15 protein-coding genes are annotated in these 17,212 nt (G+C 40.4%); 8 read left to right on the top strand and 7 right to left on the bottom strand.

Translation table 11 applies throughout. The features are described 5' to 3' along the window. The first annotated feature begins 8 nt into the window (after positions 1–8). Entirely contained in the window at positions 9–860 is an 852-nt protein-coding gene (locus L1264_RS09530; RefSeq protein ID WP_138557075.1) for a Dam family site-specific DNA-(adenine-N6)-methyltransferase, read from the top strand. On the opposite strand, the gene L1264_RS09525 is transcribed toward L1264_RS09530, so the two are convergent. Both L1264_RS09525 and L1264_RS09520 read right to left on the bottom strand, forming a co-directional pair. After that, positions 823–1,008, bottom strand: a complete 186-nt coding sequence (locus L1264_RS09525; protein ID WP_199527299.1) for a DUF2970 domain-containing protein — start codon at positions 1,006–1,008, stop codon at positions 823–825. The genes L1264_RS09530 and L1264_RS09525 overlap by 38 nt on opposite strands. A gap of 4 nt (positions 1,009–1,012) precedes the next feature. Next, positions 1,013–1,309, bottom strand: a complete 297-nt coding sequence (locus L1264_RS09520) for a hypothetical protein (RefSeq protein ID WP_135922738.1) — start codon at positions 1,307–1,309, stop codon at positions 1,013–1,015. A gap of 333 nt (positions 1,310–1,642) precedes the next feature. Here L1264_RS09520 and rpe point away from each other — a divergent pair, with 333 nt between their 5' ends. Genes rpe through trpS form a run of 3 tightly spaced genes read left to right on the top strand, consistent with a single transcriptional unit; the run spans position 1,643 to position 4,047 of the window. Then, positions 1,643–2,329 (top strand): ribulose-phosphate 3-epimerase, encoded by a 687-nt coding sequence (rpe, locus tag L1264_RS09515; RefSeq protein ID WP_199527300.1) that lies wholly within the window; start codon positions 1,643–1,645, stop codon positions 2,327–2,329. Then, positions 2,326–2,991 carry a phosphoglycolate phosphatase gene (locus L1264_RS09510; protein WP_105182081.1) on the top strand — a complete coding sequence of 222 codons (666 nt, stop codon included), beginning with the start codon at positions 2,326–2,328 and terminating at the stop codon, positions 2,989–2,991. Before rpe ends, L1264_RS09510 begins: the two co-directional genes overlap by 4 nt. Before the next feature lie 51 nt (positions 2,992–3,042). Continuing rightward, the gene (gene trpS, locus L1264_RS09505) at positions 3,043–4,047 is read left to right on the top strand and encodes a tryptophan--tRNA ligase (protein WP_063699907.1); all 1,005 of its coding nucleotides are present in this window, start codon (positions 3,043–3,045) and stop codon (positions 4,045–4,047) included. 133 nt (positions 4,048–4,180) lie between these two features. On the opposite strand, the gene L1264_RS09500 is transcribed toward trpS, so the two are convergent. From L1264_RS09500 to uvrA, 4 genes are all read right to left on the bottom strand, one after another. Further along, positions 4,181–5,074: a TraB/GumN family protein gene (locus L1264_RS09500; RefSeq protein ID WP_138557072.1), complete on the bottom strand. Its 894-nt coding sequence runs from the start codon at positions 5,072–5,074 to the stop codon at positions 4,181–4,183. Between the two features lie 54 nt (positions 5,075–5,128). Then, positions 5,129–5,320, bottom strand: a complete 192-nt coding sequence (locus tag L1264_RS09495; RefSeq protein WP_199527301.1) for a hypothetical protein — start codon at positions 5,318–5,320, stop codon at positions 5,129–5,131. A 303-nt stretch (positions 5,321–5,623) separates the two neighbouring features. After that, a complete protein-coding gene (locus L1264_RS09490) occupies positions 5,624–6,682 on the bottom strand; it encodes a hypothetical protein (RefSeq protein WP_199527302.1) in 1,059 nt (352 codons plus the stop codon). A 12-nt stretch (positions 6,683–6,694) separates the two neighbouring features. Next, on the bottom strand, positions 6,695–9,514 hold the full coding sequence (uvrA, locus tag L1264_RS09485; RefSeq protein ID WP_138557070.1) for an excinuclease ABC subunit UvrA: 2,820 nt from the start codon (positions 9,512–9,514) through the stop codon (positions 6,695–6,697). A 162-nt stretch (positions 9,515–9,676) separates the two neighbouring features. Between uvrA and L1264_RS09480 the strand changes: the two genes are divergently transcribed. The 4 genes from L1264_RS09480 to L1264_RS09465 all read left to right on the top strand — a co-directional run bounded on the left by L1264_RS09480 (position 9,677) and on the right by L1264_RS09465 (position 16,112). After that, positions 9,677–11,044: an MFS transporter gene (locus tag L1264_RS09480; protein ID WP_199527303.1), complete on the top strand. Its 1,368-nt coding sequence runs from the start codon at positions 9,677–9,679 to the stop codon at positions 11,042–11,044. A gap of 20 nt (positions 11,045–11,064) precedes the next feature. Continuing rightward, the gene (gene ssb, locus L1264_RS09475) at positions 11,065–11,757 is read left to right on the top strand and encodes a single-stranded DNA-binding protein (protein WP_135922730.1); all 693 of its coding nucleotides are present in this window, start codon (positions 11,065–11,067) and stop codon (positions 11,755–11,757) included. Positions 11,758–12,046: 289 nt separating this feature from the next. After that, a complete protein-coding gene (locus L1264_RS09470; RefSeq protein ID WP_199527304.1) occupies positions 12,047–14,035 on the top strand; it encodes a methyl-accepting chemotaxis protein in 1,989 nt (662 codons plus the stop codon). Positions 14,036–14,399: 364 nt separating this feature from the next. After that, positions 14,400–16,112: an EAL domain-containing protein gene (locus L1264_RS09465; RefSeq protein WP_199527305.1), complete on the top strand. Its 1,713-nt coding sequence runs from the start codon at positions 14,400–14,402 to the stop codon at positions 16,110–16,112. A gap of 9 nt (positions 16,113–16,121) precedes the next feature. On the opposite strand, the gene L1264_RS09460 is transcribed toward L1264_RS09465, so the two are convergent. Then, positions 16,122–17,030 carry a 1-aminocyclopropane-1-carboxylate deaminase/D-cysteine desulfhydrase gene (locus L1264_RS09460; RefSeq protein ID WP_135926193.1) on the bottom strand — a complete coding sequence of 303 codons (909 nt, stop codon included), beginning with the start codon at positions 17,028–17,030 and terminating at the stop codon, positions 16,122–16,124. Positions 17,031–17,212 lie beyond the last annotated feature (182 nt).

Here is a 17,212-nt window from a genome sequence, read left to right as displayed (position 1 = left end):
AAGAGCAGATGCAGCAAAAGACCAGAGCCTTCCTTAAATGGGCAGGTGGAAAATACAGCCTAGTTGAAGATATTCATGCCCGCTTAAAACAAGCGAGTTTGGATGCTGATACTTTAGTTGAACCTTTTGTTGGCGCTGGCTCTGTATTCCTCAATACTGACTTTAAGCATTATATTTTAAATGATATCAATGCTGATTTGATCAACCTGTACACAGAGCTTAAACGCACGCCGGATGAATTTATTAGCGATGCAAAAAAGTTATTTGTTGAGCTAAATAATCACCCAGAAGCTTACTACGAATACCGTGTTCAATTTAATCAAAGCAGTGATGTATATGAACGTGCAATTTTGTTCTTATACATGAACCGTCATGGGTACAACGGCCTATGTCGTTATAACCTAAAAGGGATTTTTAATGTTCCTTTTGGAAAATATAAGCGCCCATACTTTCCAGAGAAAGAAATGAATTTCTTTGCTGAAAAAGCGCAACAAGCAACTTTTACCTGCTTAGGTTATGACGAAGTGTTTAAGCTTATTCCTGAAAACGCAGTAGTGTATTGTGATCCACCCTATGTACCACTCAGTAAAACGGCGTCGTTTACTTCTTACGCTAAAGGCGGCTTTAATTTAGATGACCAAGCTAACTTGGCTAATTTAGCTGAGCAGGCTGCATTCGAAAATAATACGCCCGTACTTATTTCTAATCACGATACAGTGTGGACTCGCAAAATCTACAGCCAAGCATCACTTGATGAGATTAAGGTGAAGCGGACAATAAGCCCTAAGGGTGGTTCACGAAATAAAGTGAATGAATTGATGGCTATGTATTTAGCACCAAAGAAACCGCGAAATAAATAGCAGCAATAAAAATAATAAACAAAATGACAGCAATCACAATGATGGCCAGTGGTGAATGCTCTTTGAAGTCTGCTTGACGTTTCTGCTCTGACTGCACACCAAAAAATGCCGCAAAGACACTTTGTAATGCACTAATAAAGCTTCTCATGTAATTAGAATTTTGAGCTTAAGCTACTAACGTTCTTTGACTCTTCGCTACTTGTTAAAAGCTCAAGTAAATCGAGGTAGTGGAATTGTGCGCTACGGCTGTCACCAGTCAACCAAGAAAACCATCCAGTTTCTTGTTCTGCTTTCATACATTGAGCAGAAGATGATGATGCGTTTAGCGTATTGCATGAGCAACCAGACGCCGTTGCTAAAAACTCGTCTTCATCGGCAGATGAAAAAGATACAAACGTAGCAACAGTAAGTGCGGACGCGATTAAGATCCCTATTTTAAAAGCACGCATGAGAATAACCCTTGTTTGTGTTATTTAAACAAGCATACCTAATAATTGCTCAAATAACAAACTTAATTCATGCTGAATTGATTAAAAAATTAATAAAATTAGCGCGTTAAAGTTAATATTATGTTTAATTTTTGTTTTGTTTTTTGGTGCTTTTGACTCGTTTAATCGGTTTAGGTAGCAGGTCAGCTAGTTAATAGTTCTTATATTCGAATGATCTTAAAGGCTTTCTACTATTTAGCTAAGTATTTACCCTGTGTCGTACTGTTTTAATCAGTAAGCGATTAGGTTACATTAAGCGCTCGTTTAGCGTAGCAAATTATTATTGGATCACTCATGTTAGAAACCTTACAAAAGTATTTAATAGCCCCTTCAATTTTATCGGCTGACTTTGCTCGCTTAGGTGACGATGTCGATCGTGTTCTTGCAAGTGGTGCTGACGTTATACATTTTGATGTAATGGATAACCATTACGTGCCTAACCTCACATTTGGACCAATGATTTGTAAAGCGCTGCGAGATTACGGCATCACAGCACCAATTGATGTGCATCTTATGGTAAAGCCCGTTGACCGCATTATTCCTGATTTTGCTGAAGCAGGGGCGTCGATTATCAGTTTTCACCCAGAAGCCAGTGAGCATATAGACCGCACTTTGCAATTAATTAAAGATATCGGCTGCCAAGCGGGATTAGTGTTTAATCCTGCAACAAGTTTAAGTTACCTTGAACATGTGCTTGATAAAGTTGATGTAGTGCTATTAATGTCGGTTAACCCTGGCTTTGGTGGCCAAAGTTTTATTCCACATACTCTCGAAAAGCTCCGCCAAGCACGTAAAATTATTGATGCTTCAGGTCGCAATATTCGTTTAGAAGTTGATGGTGGTGTCGGTGTTGATAACATTGCCGAAATAGCAGAAGCGGGCGCTGATATGTTTGTATCAGGCTCTGCAATTTTTAATCAACCAGATTACAAAGCGGTCATCGATGCGATGCGTAGCGAACTGGCAAAGGTTGAATCATGAAATACGATGCAGCATTTTTTGATTTAGACGGCACCCTAGTCGACAGTGTTTATGATTTATATATTGCGATGAACCTGACTCTTACTGACTTAGCGTTTCCGGTTGTTACGCAAAAGCTAGTTGAAAGCTGGGTCGGTAATGGTATAGAAACGCTTGTTAAACGTGGTTTGAGTGGCGATATGCAAGTTAGTGAGCATTTAGATGAAGCCCTTGCAGAGCGCGCTATTAATTTATTTTATCAGCACTATGACCAAGTTGTAGGTGACTACAGCGCGCTTTATCAGCATGTAGAAACGGGGCTTGCTGCACTTGCTGGTATTCCTAAAGTGGTGATCACCAATAAGGCGCGCCGTTTTACCGAAAAGTTACTTGATAAACTGTCACTGACTAGTCATTTTCAGTTTATTGTCTGTGGCGATGATATGGCCAAGAAACCTTCACCAGAACCTCTGCAATTTGCTTGTCAGCAATTAGATGTTAGCCCTGAAAAAGCGGTTATGATTGGCGATTCAAAAAGTGATATTTTGGCAGCAAAAGCTGCAAATGTTGACGTTGTCGCGCTTGGTTATGGCTATAACCAAGGTGAAAACCTCGCTGATTTCAATCCAGAGTACCTCTGCGAGAATTTCTTAGATATAATACCCGTTCTTACCCAAAGGTAAGTGCATTTTAATTTCGTCTTTTTAGTTTAGTAAAAAATATAAAGGAACATCATGAGTAAACCAGTAGTGTTAAGTGGCATTCAGCCAACCGGTGGTATGACAATAGGCAACTATGTTGGCGCTATTAACCAGTGGCTTAAGCTACAGGAAGACCACGAAAGTTTCTTTATGTTAGTAGATTTACATGCCATTACGGTACGCCAAGATCCAGAGCAATTACGTTCGCGCGTTCTTGATGGTATTGCGCTATATGCTGCATGTGGTATCGATCCAGAGAAAGCGGCGTTATTTGTACAATCTCAAGTACCAGAACATGCACAGCTAAGCTGGGTGTTAAACTGTTACGCGCAAATGGGTGAGCTTAATCGTATGACGCAGTTCAAAGATAAGTCATCTAAGCATGCGAATAACGTGAATGTGGGTTTATTCTCTTACCCAGTGCTGCAAGCAGCTGATATCTTGTTATATCAAGCAGATCAAGTGCCAGTGGGTGAAGATCAAAAGCAACACCTTGAATTAACACGTGATATCGCAACACGTTTTAACAACCTATACGGTGACGTGTTCAAACTACCTGAGCCGTACATTCCTGAGTTTGGCGCACGTGTAATGAGCTTACAAGATCCGCTGAAGAAAATGTCTAAGTCAGATGAAAATCCAAACGGTTACATCATGTTATTGGATGAGCCGAAGAAGATTGAAAAGAAACTGAAAAAAGCAGTAACCGATTCAGACGAACAAGCACGTATTTACTTTGATCGTGACGAAAAACCAGGTGTATCTAACCTACTTACTTTATTATCAGTTGCAACTAAGCGCTCAATCGAAGACTTAGTTCCTGAATACGAAGACAAAATGTATGGTCACCTGAAAAAAGACACCGCAGCAGCGGTTGTTAATATGATTGAGCCAATTCAAGCACGCTTTAAAGAGATCCGTGAAGATCAATCACTACTTGATAGCATTATGAAATCAGGTGCTGAAAAGGCGAGTATTCGCGCTGAAAAAACATTAAAAGCTGTGTACGATGCGGTAGGTTTTATTCCTCGCCCGTAAGCTTGCAACAAATAATTGAAATAAAAATACCGCTTAACAGCGGTATTTTTTTATTCATTAAAAACTCAGCACAATTAAAACAGTAAAAAAACACATCAGCGCGGCAGCAGTTTTGTCTGTTTTTTCCATTTTTTTATTCCTCATCTGTGTTCAACTGTTTAATTGCATAGCCTTTATTTTTTAATAGGCCTAACAAGCTATCTTCACCAGCCAAATGGGCTGCACCAACGAGCACCAGCTCTTTTTGATGATTAGTAAAATAGCGCTCTATCTTACTAAGCCAGGTTAAATTACGTTGCTTAATTAACATTTCATAAGTAAGGGGATCACGTTGTTTTAGTGGTAGGGTAGTAAGCTTAGCCATTGCTTGCATATCGCCATTTCGCCATGCATCGAGCATTTCAACATACAGTTGCTGGAAGTCAGAAACTTGTGCCAATAGTGATTCTATAAAGGCATTCTCATCTTCATTGCCTAATTGTTTAAACAAATTTAACTGGAAAGCTAAGGTTTCAAGGTAAGCTATTTTTTTATTATCTTGTTTGGCCAGTTTCGCAAGATAGCTATCGACGCCCTCACCTAAGAGCTGCTGTTTTTGTAACTCTAACGACATGATTAGCAAGCTCACCATAAAAGGTCGAAAGCTATCCAGTTCATAGAGATGCATGCCATAGCTATTAAGCTGTAATTTTAATTGTTGCTTAACTTTTTCTGTCAGTTTGCTACTTAAGGTTTCACCTGCTTGATAGCTAAGAGCTTTAAGCAGGGTTAGTTGTGCCGAGCTATCGCTTGGTGCAGGTACATCGGCTTCAAGCACTAAGGTATCTATCAGTTTATAAGCCTGATTAAATTCAGTGGGAAGTGGCAGCTCTTTAGAAGGTAAAATATGAATTGAACCAGCAAGATAAATATATTCATCACCTTTACTTACCTGCCAAATGGCACTTTTAGCGATGCTAAAACTACTTGCTAATAAGCCTGATGTAGCAATGAATGAGATGAGCAAGTATCGAGTTAATGTTTTCATTATTTTAGCCTGTTAATTGATGAGGCTTGCCCAGCATGCTGGGCAAACTAGCTGTTAGTTATTGAGCTGTTGTTCAATTTGGTGATCAATTTTATTGTTCATTTGCTCAATAGAGGCGGCTATAGATGTCTCTAACTGTTGATCTAGTTTTTGATCACCTTGATTATTTAGTAAAGTATTCGGTGCAGTAATAACGAGTGCAGCGACTGCTAGTAGTGGCATCATTTTTAAAATTGAATTGCTCATAATGTAATTCCCTTAATTGGTTGATTGGTTTTATCAACGAGGCAAAAGTGGTTGGTAGCCCGTTGATGGAAACTACAATAGCGAGGAATTCGGATAGAGTCGCTTATCTAGTTCTAAGCGATTTATTTATAAGGTTTTGAAAATTTAATTCAAATAATTTCAATGGTTTAAGTCCAATCCTTATGGGCCGAAATAAGGTTTTAAAGGATATTACTTTTGAGGGTTTGCTTTATCGAGGGCTATTATTCTTTCACTGGCTGGCAGAAGCGCAGCAAGCCTCATTAATAAAAGAGGATTACTGCGTTACTTTGCAACAGGGGTAACGCCTGGCGAGTCACACGCAATGACTTCAAATCGATAGCCATATTCAGCATTGTGATCAGGGGTTACTTGCACTATTTCGTAATCATTCAGCTCAACAGCTTTACTGTTTTCAGCCTTTAAACAGCGCGAATAACTATCGGCCTCAAAGCTGTAAGCAAACATGGCAATTAAGCGTTTGCTGCGCTCAAAGTAACCTTTACTATCTAAAAACTGACGTAGATTTTCAGCCGTTTCGTTATCAGCTTGTATGTTTATATCACGGCTAGGTACCTGAGCTTCTTCGTTGATGTCAGGAATTTGTTGCTCAATTTTTTCACTGAGTTCTTCAACCGCTTTTTGCTGCTCTTCACCTGACTCTTTGGCAATGACTTTGCTATCGATAAAGGTACTGACCATGTTGTCGAGCACTTCTTCAGGTGGCTTGTCATCAAGAAACGAAATTAAGTTAATAAATACTACGGTTGCTAAAATAAAACGCACGATGGCGGTTAATAGCGGCGAATAGCTTTGACTTATAAATTTAACTCGCTCAGAGCCAAATGGTTTTATCAGCAATAAAATAAAAATATAAAAAGGCAAAAAGAGTTGAAATAACAATAATGTACCTAGTGTTATTCCCAGCGCCCAAGGCGGTAAATATAACAGAGTGGCAAAGTTATGTGTGTAGTTAAAATGATTGGCAGAAACATGGGTTACATTATTTACTATGCCGCTTGCACCTGCCAACACAAAGTTAGCGATACTAGCATAGAAGATTAAAATCAGTGCCTTGCCGGCAAGTGAATGCCAAAGTTGATTAAACTTAGGCCAAAATTCAATAACAAGTGCAATAATGGTGATGGTGGCACTTAACCAGCCTGATGGCACAACAATCAGGCTGCTTAATGCCAAAAGATAGAGCTTTTGTGCGGTACTTAAGTTAAACCAAATGGCTTGTAAACGTTCAACCAACCTTGTTTTATGAGGTTGCCAGCTACGTTGCTGTTGTTGAAACTGTTTATTAGCGCGCCATTTTGCAATTTTTAAATACCTACGCACGCAATATCCTTTTTATAGTAGTGGTTTTAAGTACCTGCCTGTGTGTGAACGCTCACAATCGGCGACGTCTTCAGGTGTACCAGAAATTAAAATTTCACCACCGCCAGAGCCACCTTCAGGGCCTAAATCGACAATCCAGTCTGCGGTTTTGATCACATCAAGGTTATGCTCAATAACAACAATGGTATTACCGTGATCGCGTAAGCGGTGCAGTACTACTAATAATTGCTGAATATCAGCAAAGTGTAAACCCGTAGTTGGTTCATCAAGGATATACAGTGTTTTACCGGTATCGCGTTTTGAAAGTTCACGAGCCAGTTTCACACGCTGTGCTTCACCACCTGAGAGGGTTGTTGCAGCTTGACCTAAGCGAATATACGACAAGCCAACATCCATTAACGTTTGCAGTTTACGTGCAATGGCCGGGATTTTATCAAAGTAGTCACGGGCATCTTCAACGGTCATTTCGAGTACTTGGTGAATGTTTTTACCTTTGTACTGTACTTCTAGGGTTTCACGGTTGTAGCGCTGACCTTTACATACATCACAAGGCACATATACATCCGGTAAAAAGTGCATTTCTACCTTGATCACGCCATCGCCTTGGCAAGCCTCACAACGGCCACCTTTAACGTTAAAGCTAAAGCGACCGACTTTATAACCACGCGAACGGGCTTCTTGAGTGCCTGCAAATAGCTCACGAATACCGGTAAAAATACCAGTGTAAGTTGCAGGGTTTGAGCGCGGAGTACGGCCAATTGGACTTTGGTCAATATCAATCACTTTATCAAAATGATCCAATCCCTTAATTGACTTATACGGTGCAGCTTCTGCGGTCGTTGCGCCATTTAACTCGGTATGAGCCAGCTTAAATAAAGTGTCGTTGATAAGTGTCGATTTACCTGAGCCCGATACACCTGTGATACAGGTCATTAAGCCAAATGGAATACGTAAATCAACGTTCTTTAAGTTGTTACCTGTGGCACCAAATAGCTCAAGCCATTTGTCGTTGGTTTGATGGCGAGCCGCCGGTACTTCGATTTTCTTTTCACCAGAGAGATACTGACCGGTGATAGAATCTTTACTTGCTAGAATATCGTCATGGGTACCTTGTGCAATAACATGGCCGCCATGAACACCAGCACCTGGGCCGATATCGATAATATGATCGGCAGCGCGAATGGCATCTTCGTCATGCTCAACCACAATGACGGTGTTGCCTAAATCACGTAAGTGAATAAGGGTTTTTAGTAAGCGGTCGTTATCGCGTTGGTGCAAACCAATTGATGGTTCATCCAGTACGTACATAACACCAACAAGGCCTGCACCAATTTGGCTTGCTAAACGAATACGCTGAGCTTCACCACCTGAGAGGGTGTCAGCACTTCGCTCAAGTGATAAGTAATTAAGGCCTACATTAATTAAGAAAGATAAACGGTCGCGAATTTCTTTGAGGATTTTATCGGCAATTTGGGCACGCTGACCAGTTAGGCTTAAGCTATCAAAAAATGCCATGCTTTCACCAATACTCATTGTGGTGATGGCAGGTAGATTGGTTTGGCCAATAAATACATGGCGAGCTTCTTCGCGTAATCGAGAGCCATGACAGCTTGGACACGCTTGGCTCGTTTGGTATTTAGCCAGCTCTTCGCGCACCGAGTTTGATTCTGTTTCGCGGTAGCGGCGGTTCATATTATTTAAAACGCCTTCAAACTCGTGGTTACGCGTAATTAAATCGCCACGGTCATTGCGGTAATTAAAAGCAATTTTAGTCTTGCCTGAACCTTCAAGAATAACTTTTTGTGCTTCTTTACTCAGATTTTGAAACGGCGCTTCTAAATCAAACTTGTAATGCTCCGCAACGGCTTGCAGCATTTGGAAATAATAAAAGCTGCGTTTGTCCCATCCTTTAATTGCGCCGCCCGACAAGCTTAGCTCTGGGTTTTGCACTACACGGTTTGGATCAAAATACTGACGTACACCTAAACCATCACAGCTTTGGCATGCACCTGCTGGGTTATTAAACGAGAATAAACGCGGTTCAAGCTCGCCCATTGCATAGCCACAGGTTGGACAAGCAAAGTTAGCTGAAAACAGCATGTCTTCGCTAAGAGAGTCATCCATTGCCGCTACATGAGCTATACCGCTTGAAAGCTCAAGCGCCGTTTCGAATGATTCAGCTAAACGCTGTTGTTGGCCATCTTTTACTTTAAAGCGGTCAACCACAACTTCGATAGTGTGCTTTTTATGAAGCTCAAGGGTTGGTGGATCTGATAAGTCACAAACCTCGCCATCAATACGGGCACGAATAAAGCCTTGGCTTGCAAGTTGCTCAAGCAGCTTAACATGTTCACCTTTTCGGTCTTTCACAACTGGTGCTAATAGCATTAGCTTGCTACCTTCAGGTAGCGCTAAAACCGTATCGACCATTTGGCTGATAGTTTGTGCTGCAAGCGGTAAGTCGTGAGTAGGACAGCGTGGCTCACCTACACGGGCAAATAATAAACGTAGGTAATCGTAAATTTCGGTGATGGTTCCGACTGTTGAGCGCGGGTTATGCGAGGTTGATTTTTGCTCAATAGAGATTGCAGGCGATAAACCTTCGATGTGATCCACATCGGGTTTTTCCATTAGCGATAAGAACTGCCTTGCATATGCAGAGAGTGATTCAACATAACGACGTTGCCCTTCTGCATAAAGCGTATCAAACGCTAAAGACGATTTTCCTGAACCAGATAGGCCAGTGATAACTATCAGCTTATCACGGGGAATGGTTAGGCTGATGTCTTTTAAATTGTGCGTACGGGCGCCTCGGACTTCAATGTTTTCCATGCTATCTCGTTTTGTTACCTAATTATTTTTTCAGTATCTCACAATACGCGATAAGATTAATCCTTGATCAAAGAAAAAATCATCACTCACAGGTGATTATTTAGTTTTTGCTTGTGGTAGAATCCACGCTCACATTTTAACAGACAGCAAGATCAGTAATTCATGACAGCATCTTCACTCAACTCTCGAGAAAAACGCGCTGCCGTTTCGTTGGCGAGCGTATTTGCATTTCGCATGCTTGGCCTATTTATGCTGATGCCAGTATTGGCAATTTATGGTCAGCAGCTAGAAGGGTTTTCGCCACTATGGATTGGCTTTGCTATCGGTGCTTATGGTTTAACGCAAGCTGTATTACAGATACCTATGGGCTGGTTATCGGACAAAATTGGTCGTAAAAAAGTCATTATTGGTGGTCTTTGTGTGTTTGCGCTTGGTTCTGTGATAGCGGCAACAGCTGAGTCAGTACAAATGGTGACGTTAGGGCGTGCATTACAAGGCATGGGCGCAATAGCCAGTGCATTGTTAGCACTGGCTTCTGATCTAAGTCGTGATGAACAGCGTCCAAAAGTAATGGCCGTCATTGGTATGTGTATTGGTATGAGCTTTGCCGTTGCTATGTTACTTGGGCCAATAGTAGCCGCATCATGGGGTGTTGCAGGAGTATTTTGGCTTACCGCAGGGCTGGCGCTTTTAGGTATTTTTATCGTGTTGTTTTTAGTGCCAAATGCAGTTAGTAAAGCCCCAAAAGGCGACACGCTTGCAACACTTGATGACATTAAGCAACTTATTAAACACCCACAATTAGCGCGCCTTGATTTTGGGGTGATGCTGCTTCATCTTACATTAACTACCGTATTTGTAGCATTACCAGGTCAGCTTATTAAAGATGGATTGATTGCAGATCATCATTGGTATTTATACATACCTGTATTATTTTTAGCATTTTTCTTGATGGCACCTATGATGATAGTGGCGATTCGCAAAGAAAAAGAAAAACAAGCATTCATTGCTTCAATCGCACTGCTGGTGTTAAGCATGTTAGCCATGTCGCTATGGGTTGATTCGGTGATTGGCATTGGTATTTGTATGTTGGTTTACTTTATTGCTTTTAACTTTTTAGAAGCCACCATGCCAGCTCTTGTTTCGCGTATTGCCCCTGCAAACCAGAAAGGTTCTGCGATGGGGGTGTTCTCATCAACGCAGTTTTTTGGTGCCTTTTTAGGCGGTTTATTGGGTGGCTATGTTGCCCAAGCATTAAGTGCGCAAGCAGTGTTTGCGGCAGCGGCACTTGTTGGGGTAATATGGCTTATCATTGCTTGGAATATGCAAGTCCCACCAAGAAGTAAAATAATTAGCTTAATGACCGAATTAAGTTCAGAGCAGCAAGCACAAGCACTTGCTTCTCGTCTTGTTGCTTTACCGGGCGTCATTGAAGCAACGGTTGTTTGTGATGAAAATCGCAGCTATTTAAAGATTAATGACAAAGAATTTGACCTAGACCAAGCACGTAAAGTTGCTGGTTTAATCTAACGTTTTATAGGAGAAGTTCCATGGCACGCGGTGTGAACAAAGTTATCTTGGTTGGTAATTTAGGCCAAGATCCAGAAGTACGTTATATGCCTAATGGCAATGGTGTAGCGAATATCAGCATTGCTACGACTGATAGCTGGAAAGATAAAAACACAGGGCAAATGCAAGAGCGTACTGAATGGCACCGTGTTGTGTTATTTGGCAAACTAGCTGAAGTTGCTGGTGAGTATCTTCGCAAGGGCTCACAAGTTTATATTGAAGGCCGTTTACAAACGCGTAAATGGACTGATCAATCAGGCCAAGAAAAATACACCACAGAAATCGTGGTAGATATGGGTGGTCAAATGCAAATGTTAGGTGGCCGTGGTGGCGATCAACAGGGTGGCGGCTATCAAGGTGGTCAATCACAAGGCGGTTACCAAGGTGGTCAACAGCAAGGCGGCGGTTACGGTGGTGGCTCACAACAAGCACAAAGCAATAATAGCTATGCACCACAGCAACAGTCTGCACCAGCACCACAGCAACAACGTCCACAGCAGTCAGCGCCGCAACAACAAAACAATAACCAATACGGTGGCGGTTATGGTGCTCCACAGCAAAGCAGTGCACCACAACAAGGCGGTTTTGCTCCTAAGCCACAAAATGCACCACAAGGCGGCGCATCAAACCCAATGGAACCACCAATCGACTTTGATGACGATATCCCGTTCTGACCAAAGACAAAATTAGAAATGTATAAGAGAGCCGCTAAATAGCGGCTCTTTTTTTAACTAAAAATAATGTTGAAAAATAACTTAGAATGCATGCTGGCCGCACAAATTTACCCACTCATTTTGTTCTTTACTTTGCATTGAATCGTTTATCTTTTAATTGAGTCTGTGAAGCTAGGATTAGAGCTTACGTTCTTTTTTATGGCTGCAAGTATGCCTGGAGCAGAGTTATAAATACTGGCGATATCAATCGTATGGTCTAAGTTTAATAAAAAACTTTATTCCTACACCCATGAAAATACTTAGTAAGATAAGCTTTCAACAAGCGCTAGCAGCAGTGATTGCATTTGCTTTGGTTGTGATGCTTACAACATCTTATATTGTTATTGATGCGTCCCTGCAAAAAAAGCAGCTTGTGAGTCAAGATGCTGAATTTATCAGCGAAGTATTGATGATAGATAAAATAGCGCATGAAACGGCAGTCGAAAGGGGATTAACTGCTGGCTTTATTGGTTCAGGGTATCGCAAAAACGGTGACAAAGTTGCTAAGCAACGCTTGATTGTTGATAAAGTTTTTAACGAATTTTCTAATTATACTCAAACGAAAAAACACTCAATAGCCCTATTTACTGCAGTGTTAGAAAAGCACAAAAATATAAAAGCGTTAAGAGAAAATATCGATAGGCAGCAAGGAAAGTCAGCGTTTGCCGTTTATTCTAATGCCAACCAGTTTATGTTGGATGTTGCTAACAGCCGGGTTTCACACATTAGACAATCCGAAGCAATCTCTTCAGGTTTAGCTATTATCAGAATGTCTTTGTTAAAGGAGAGGTTAGGCCAGATTAGAGGAAAGGTGAATGGTATTTTATCATTACAATCAATATCTAAAGATAGTCAGGTTCAAGTTGCTGGCTATTTTAATAATATTGAAGAAAGTTTGGCTATGCTCGCTTTAACACTCACCGCAAAAGAAGATAAAGCATGGCTATCAGAATTGACTAATTCACAAGCCTTTAAAGATATTAAGGCAATTATCGAAAACCTAAATCAAGAAAGTGGCAAGCTGGCTTTGTCTTACCCAGAACCTTCGGACTGGTTTAGTTTGTCAACGGACTTAATTGGCAAAATTCACAAGCGTATTACTGAAAAACAAAGCGCGTTAGAGTCGCTTATCGAGGAAAAGCACGTTGATGCTAAAATGGAGGCTGTGGTAACGGTAGGTCTTGCGATATTTTTTATTACTTTTTTTATCGCCTTCGGTTTATTTGTAATCAAGGCACTTGCTAAAAAAGTTAGAAAAGTACGAGATTTAATTGGAAAAATTGCTTCAAGCCATGATTTAACAGTGAGGATTGATGACCAATCGAGTGATGAAATAGGTGCAATTTCTAGAAGTGTTGATGAGTTGGTAGATACCCTCACTAAGTTGATACGGCAAGTGCAACAAGCAAACAGCAGTAGCGAATCCAGTGTTAAATCATTAATCACTTTTGCAACAGAGCTCTCAGAATTAGTTGAGAGTGTTAATTCAACCACATCGGTGCTTCAAGATAGCTTCGCGAGGCTATCTAACCAGATCGAGCAAATTGCACTGTCAGCAGATGAAAGCTCTAAAAATACAGCAAAGGCAAATGACTTATCGAATAATACAAAGCAAATAATTGGCACAAATAAAGTGAGCATTAACTCACTATCTACGCTGATTCAGCAGGCTCATCAGCAATCAGATTCGTTAAGTGCAAAAACGAACAGTATTCAATCAGTGCTTGATACAATTTCGAGTATTGCTGAACAAACTAATTTACTAGCCCTTAATGCTGCTATCGAAGCTGCTCGAGCGGGTGAACAAGGGCGTGGTTTTGCTGTTGTTGCAGACGAAGTGCGGGGTTTAGCAACGCGTAGCCAAGATTCAACATCAGAAATATCTTCAGTGCTTGATGACATAAAGCAGCAAGTGCAACAACTTCAGGCGTATATGGAAAATACCTCTGAATCAACGCAGAAGGTGAGTGAAAATAGTGAAAATGCGCTCAAGAATATCGATATTTTGACAACTAATATCACTGAGGTGAGCGGCCAAACAAACATGGTGTCATCAGCGATTGAATCACAAAATCAGTTAGCTGAAGAAGCGAGTAAGGCAAGCCAAAATATCACTGAAAATATGCAGGAAGTACAAACCGAATTGGCGCTATTATCTAAATTGATAAAAGATTTAGAACAAGCTCAATATAAGACATCAAATGCTATAAATGTATTTAGAGTAAATACATCTTCATGAGCCTGGTGTGCATCAGCTACGCTGTCATGATGGCGCTTATTTTTTCGGGTAATGCGCATCTACGAAGGCTAAATAATAACGCCTTTCATCATTACAAACAGTTATCTTGGGGTTGATTAAAGGTTACTGTAAAAGGTTGCTTATCTTTATTTAACTCTGTTGCAGAGATTCAGTTGCGACTTTTTGAATTGTTGATTACAAAATAATTCTCATTACCAGTAAATGCTAGGTTGTTAAATTTACGGAATTTTTGACAGCGTTGGTATTAGGATTCTTCTGAAATTACTTTTAATCAGCCTGTAGCCTTGTATTTATGGGGTTCTTGAACAACACTTTGTATATCTTTGGGCAACAAAATTGTGAAATGAAAAAAGACTTTGCTTCACAGATCAAGCGACCAGTGGTCATTTATGTGACGATTGTGCTTTTGCTTGTGGTTGTTTTTAACATTTTTCTTAATGATGTACTTCATGACAAGGTTCATCATACTGGTACTGAGCTGGCTAAAGAAGTATATGAATTAAACTTAGATCCTATCACCTCGCAAGACATCATCGCGTCTATTGTAAAAAGTCAGGGTTTTGTCTTGGATGTAGCTGATTTGCCGCAAAACTTTGCAAATTTTATTGATGTAGAGCAAGAAGTATTTAGTTATAAAACAGTCAGTTTACGTTTGTTTCATTGGCCAGCTTGGTTACTAGAAAGCCACTTATTTATACTATTAAACCTTATTTTACTAGCAACAGGCTATTGGGCTGGGCGTTGGTGGCGAAGTATGGCTAAGTCTACGGCTATTAAAGAGCAACCTGTTATCAAACCGCAAGCATCAGCAGATGCACAAATTGAACCCCAATTTAAATCACAAAAGCTAGCATCGCCAAGGCCTTTACCGCGACAAGACCTCAATATTCTTTATGGGGTGCCAACAAGTTATAACCATTTATTTGCTTTGTTCTTTTGGAAAACACCTTTTCCATCGAACCTGGATGTTGATAACTACTTTAAATTAGTGATTGCGAAAGGTTTTGGTGAGTTGGTTAATCGCTCCGTTAAGTTGCTTCCTTCAGGTGGCATCGCGGTTACTTTAAATAACATCCCTGCAACTGAGCTTGATAAATATACCAAACGGCTTCATCAAGTTATTTACCAAGCGTGCTTAAACTATCGCAGTGATTTATCACGTGCTGATGTCAAGATTGGTGTTTGTAATTACCGAACAGGAGCAGACCAAGCTGTTGTATATCAGCTAACTAAATCAGCATTGGCTATGGCTAAACAAAGTGCATGGCAACATATTCATCGCTTGCCGTTCGGGCATACCCAATCAAGCATGTTAGCAGACAGTAAAGAGCACTTGTTTGAGTACATTAAAAACAAACATTTTATGTTGTTTTTTCAACCATTGTTCGATTTACAAACAGGTGAAATTTTACAGCATGAAGCGTTAATTCGCATTCGTCATAAAAATTTGGGGCTATTGGCAGCTCGGCATTTTATTCCCCACATGAGCAGTAAAAATGACGTGTTGTTTTTAGATAAAATCGTTATTACTCAAGTGAAGAGAATACTCTCTAACGAAGCTGGTGCAATCACAGTCAGTATAAACTTACATGCTATGAACTGGTTCAATGACAAGTTTTGGGTTTGGTTTAAAGAACATATGAGTGACTATGAGGGAATTAGTAAACTTCAATTTGAACTCAGTGAAGATGATTATCTACGCCAACATAAAAAATTAATCTCACAGTTTAAGTGCTTAGAGAAACTGTCGGCTGGTGTGGTAATTGATAACGTGAGAAGTGCAGAGCACCTAGCTACTTATGCGCAGCTTAATAATATACGCAGTATTAAACTGGCCTATGAGCTAATACATAATATAGATACAAATGCTCAACAGCAGAAGATCGTAAAACAGATTATCAATAAGGGCAGCGAATTAAGCTTTCCTGTTTATGCGGTGGGGGTCGAGACGCAAAATGAACTTGCGACCCTCAAAAACTTAGGGGTGGTTGCAGCTCAAGGCTTTTACTTTGCTGAGCCCTTACAAAAGTTAGCAGATATAACACCGCATAGCTAATACAGCTAATTAGTCGATTAAATTGCGGTATCGCAAGCCATCTAAACCTTGTAGCCCACCTGTATGAATCGCAATAATGTGTGTATGTGGAGCAAAAAAGCCCTGCTCAATGAGTTGCCATAGTGCATACATCATTTTGCCACTGTAAATAGGTTCAAGAGGAATGTCGTGCTGGTGGTTAAATGCTTGACAAAACTGCCACAAATTAGCACTAAACTTGCCATAACCGCCATCATGAAAGTCACATAACAGCTGCCAGTTTTGTTGTTGTTTGGCGCGGTTGCTCAATTGTTTAATGTCAGTTATTAAATACTCAGCTTGCTTAAGTACAGCCACCCCTAATACTGTTGTACTTTGTGATGCGCCCTCAATTAAACCTGCTAGTGTTCCGCCACTTCCCGTAGGGCATATAATATAGTCTGCTGGGGGAAGGCTTTCGGCCAACTCTTTGCAGCCTAGAAGGGCTGCTGAATTAGTGCCGCCTTCAGGTAAAATATAAGCATTAGGAAATTGATGTTGTAATTCAGCTAAGTAATTTTGATCATGCCTCAACCGGTAAGTAACACGGTCAACTGGATGTAAATTCATGCCACATTGCTTTGCATAGCGCAGTGTTGGATTTTCGCTATCAAGTTCTGGACCCCGAATTATACCATGAGTAGTAAAACCAAATAGTTTCCCCGCAGCAGCGCTGGCATGGATATGATTTGAAAAAGCACCACCAAAAGTGAGTAATTCAGATTTTCCAAGTTGTTGCATTGCGGCTAAATTAAACTTTAGTTTACGCCACTTATTGCCACTAATTTGCGGGTGAATAAGATCATCTCGCTTTATGGTGAGCTGAATTTTACGAGCAGCCAATAAGGGATGGTTTATGGTTTGTAAAGGTGACTCAAAAGAACTATACACAGCAGCAATTTTAATAAAAAACACGCTCTATTGTAGCAAACTGATCATCAACTAAGAAATTAAACTAAAATGATTTTGTTATTTACTGGCATCAACTAAGGTAATAGTTGTAAACTCAGATAATAATTGAACAAAGCTTGTGTTTTGCTTTCCAAGTACATAGCATAAGAGTTTAATTATAAAAAAATAAT

The sequence above is a fragment of the Pseudoalteromonas sp. APAL1 genome, from assembly GCF_021532475.1.
Taxonomy (GTDB): Bacteria; Pseudomonadota; Gammaproteobacteria; order Enterobacterales; family Alteromonadaceae; genus Pseudoalteromonas; species Pseudoalteromonas lipolytica_C.
This window is presented reverse-complemented; position numbering and strand designations above follow the sequence as displayed.

Bases quoted from the DNA above. Each gene is read 5' to 3' on its own strand.
- L1264_RS09530 (WP_138557075.1), top strand. From the start codon at position 9: ATGCAGCAAAAGACCAGAGCCTTCCTTAAATGGGCAGGTGGAAAATAC.
- L1264_RS09525 (WP_199527299.1), bottom strand. From the start codon at position 1,008: ATGAGAAGCTTTATTAGTGCATTACAAAGTGTCTTTGCGGCATTTTTT.
- L1264_RS09520 (WP_135922738.1), bottom strand. From the start codon at position 1,309: ATGCGTGCTTTTAAAATAGGGATCTTAATCGCGTCCGCACTTACTGTT.
- rpe (WP_199527300.1), top strand. From the start codon at position 1,643: ATGTTAGAAACCTTACAAAAGTATTTAATAGCCCCTTCAATTTTATCG.
- L1264_RS09510 (WP_105182081.1), top strand. From the start codon at position 2,326: ATGAAATACGATGCAGCATTTTTTGATTTAGACGGCACCCTAGTCGAC.
- trpS (WP_063699907.1), top strand. From the start codon at position 3,043: ATGAGTAAACCAGTAGTGTTAAGTGGCATTCAGCCAACCGGTGGTATG.
- L1264_RS09500 (WP_138557072.1), bottom strand. From the start codon at position 5,074: ATGAAAACATTAACTCGATACTTGCTCATCTCATTCATTGCTACATCA.
- L1264_RS09495 (WP_199527301.1), bottom strand. From the start codon at position 5,320: ATGAGCAATTCAATTTTAAAAATGATGCCACTACTAGCAGTCGCTGCA.
- uvrA (WP_138557070.1), bottom strand. From the start codon at position 9,514: ATGGAAAACATTGAAGTCCGAGGCGCCCGTACGCACAATTTAAAAGAC.
- L1264_RS09480 (WP_199527303.1), top strand. From the start codon at position 9,677: ATGACAGCATCTTCACTCAACTCTCGAGAAAAACGCGCTGCCGTTTCG.
- ssb (WP_135922730.1), top strand. From the start codon at position 11,065: ATGGCACGCGGTGTGAACAAAGTTATCTTGGTTGGTAATTTAGGCCAA.
- L1264_RS09470 (WP_199527304.1), top strand. From the start codon at position 12,047: ATGAAAATACTTAGTAAGATAAGCTTTCAACAAGCGCTAGCAGCAGTG.
- L1264_RS09465 (WP_199527305.1), top strand. From the start codon at position 14,400: ATGAAAAAAGACTTTGCTTCACAGATCAAGCGACCAGTGGTCATTTAT.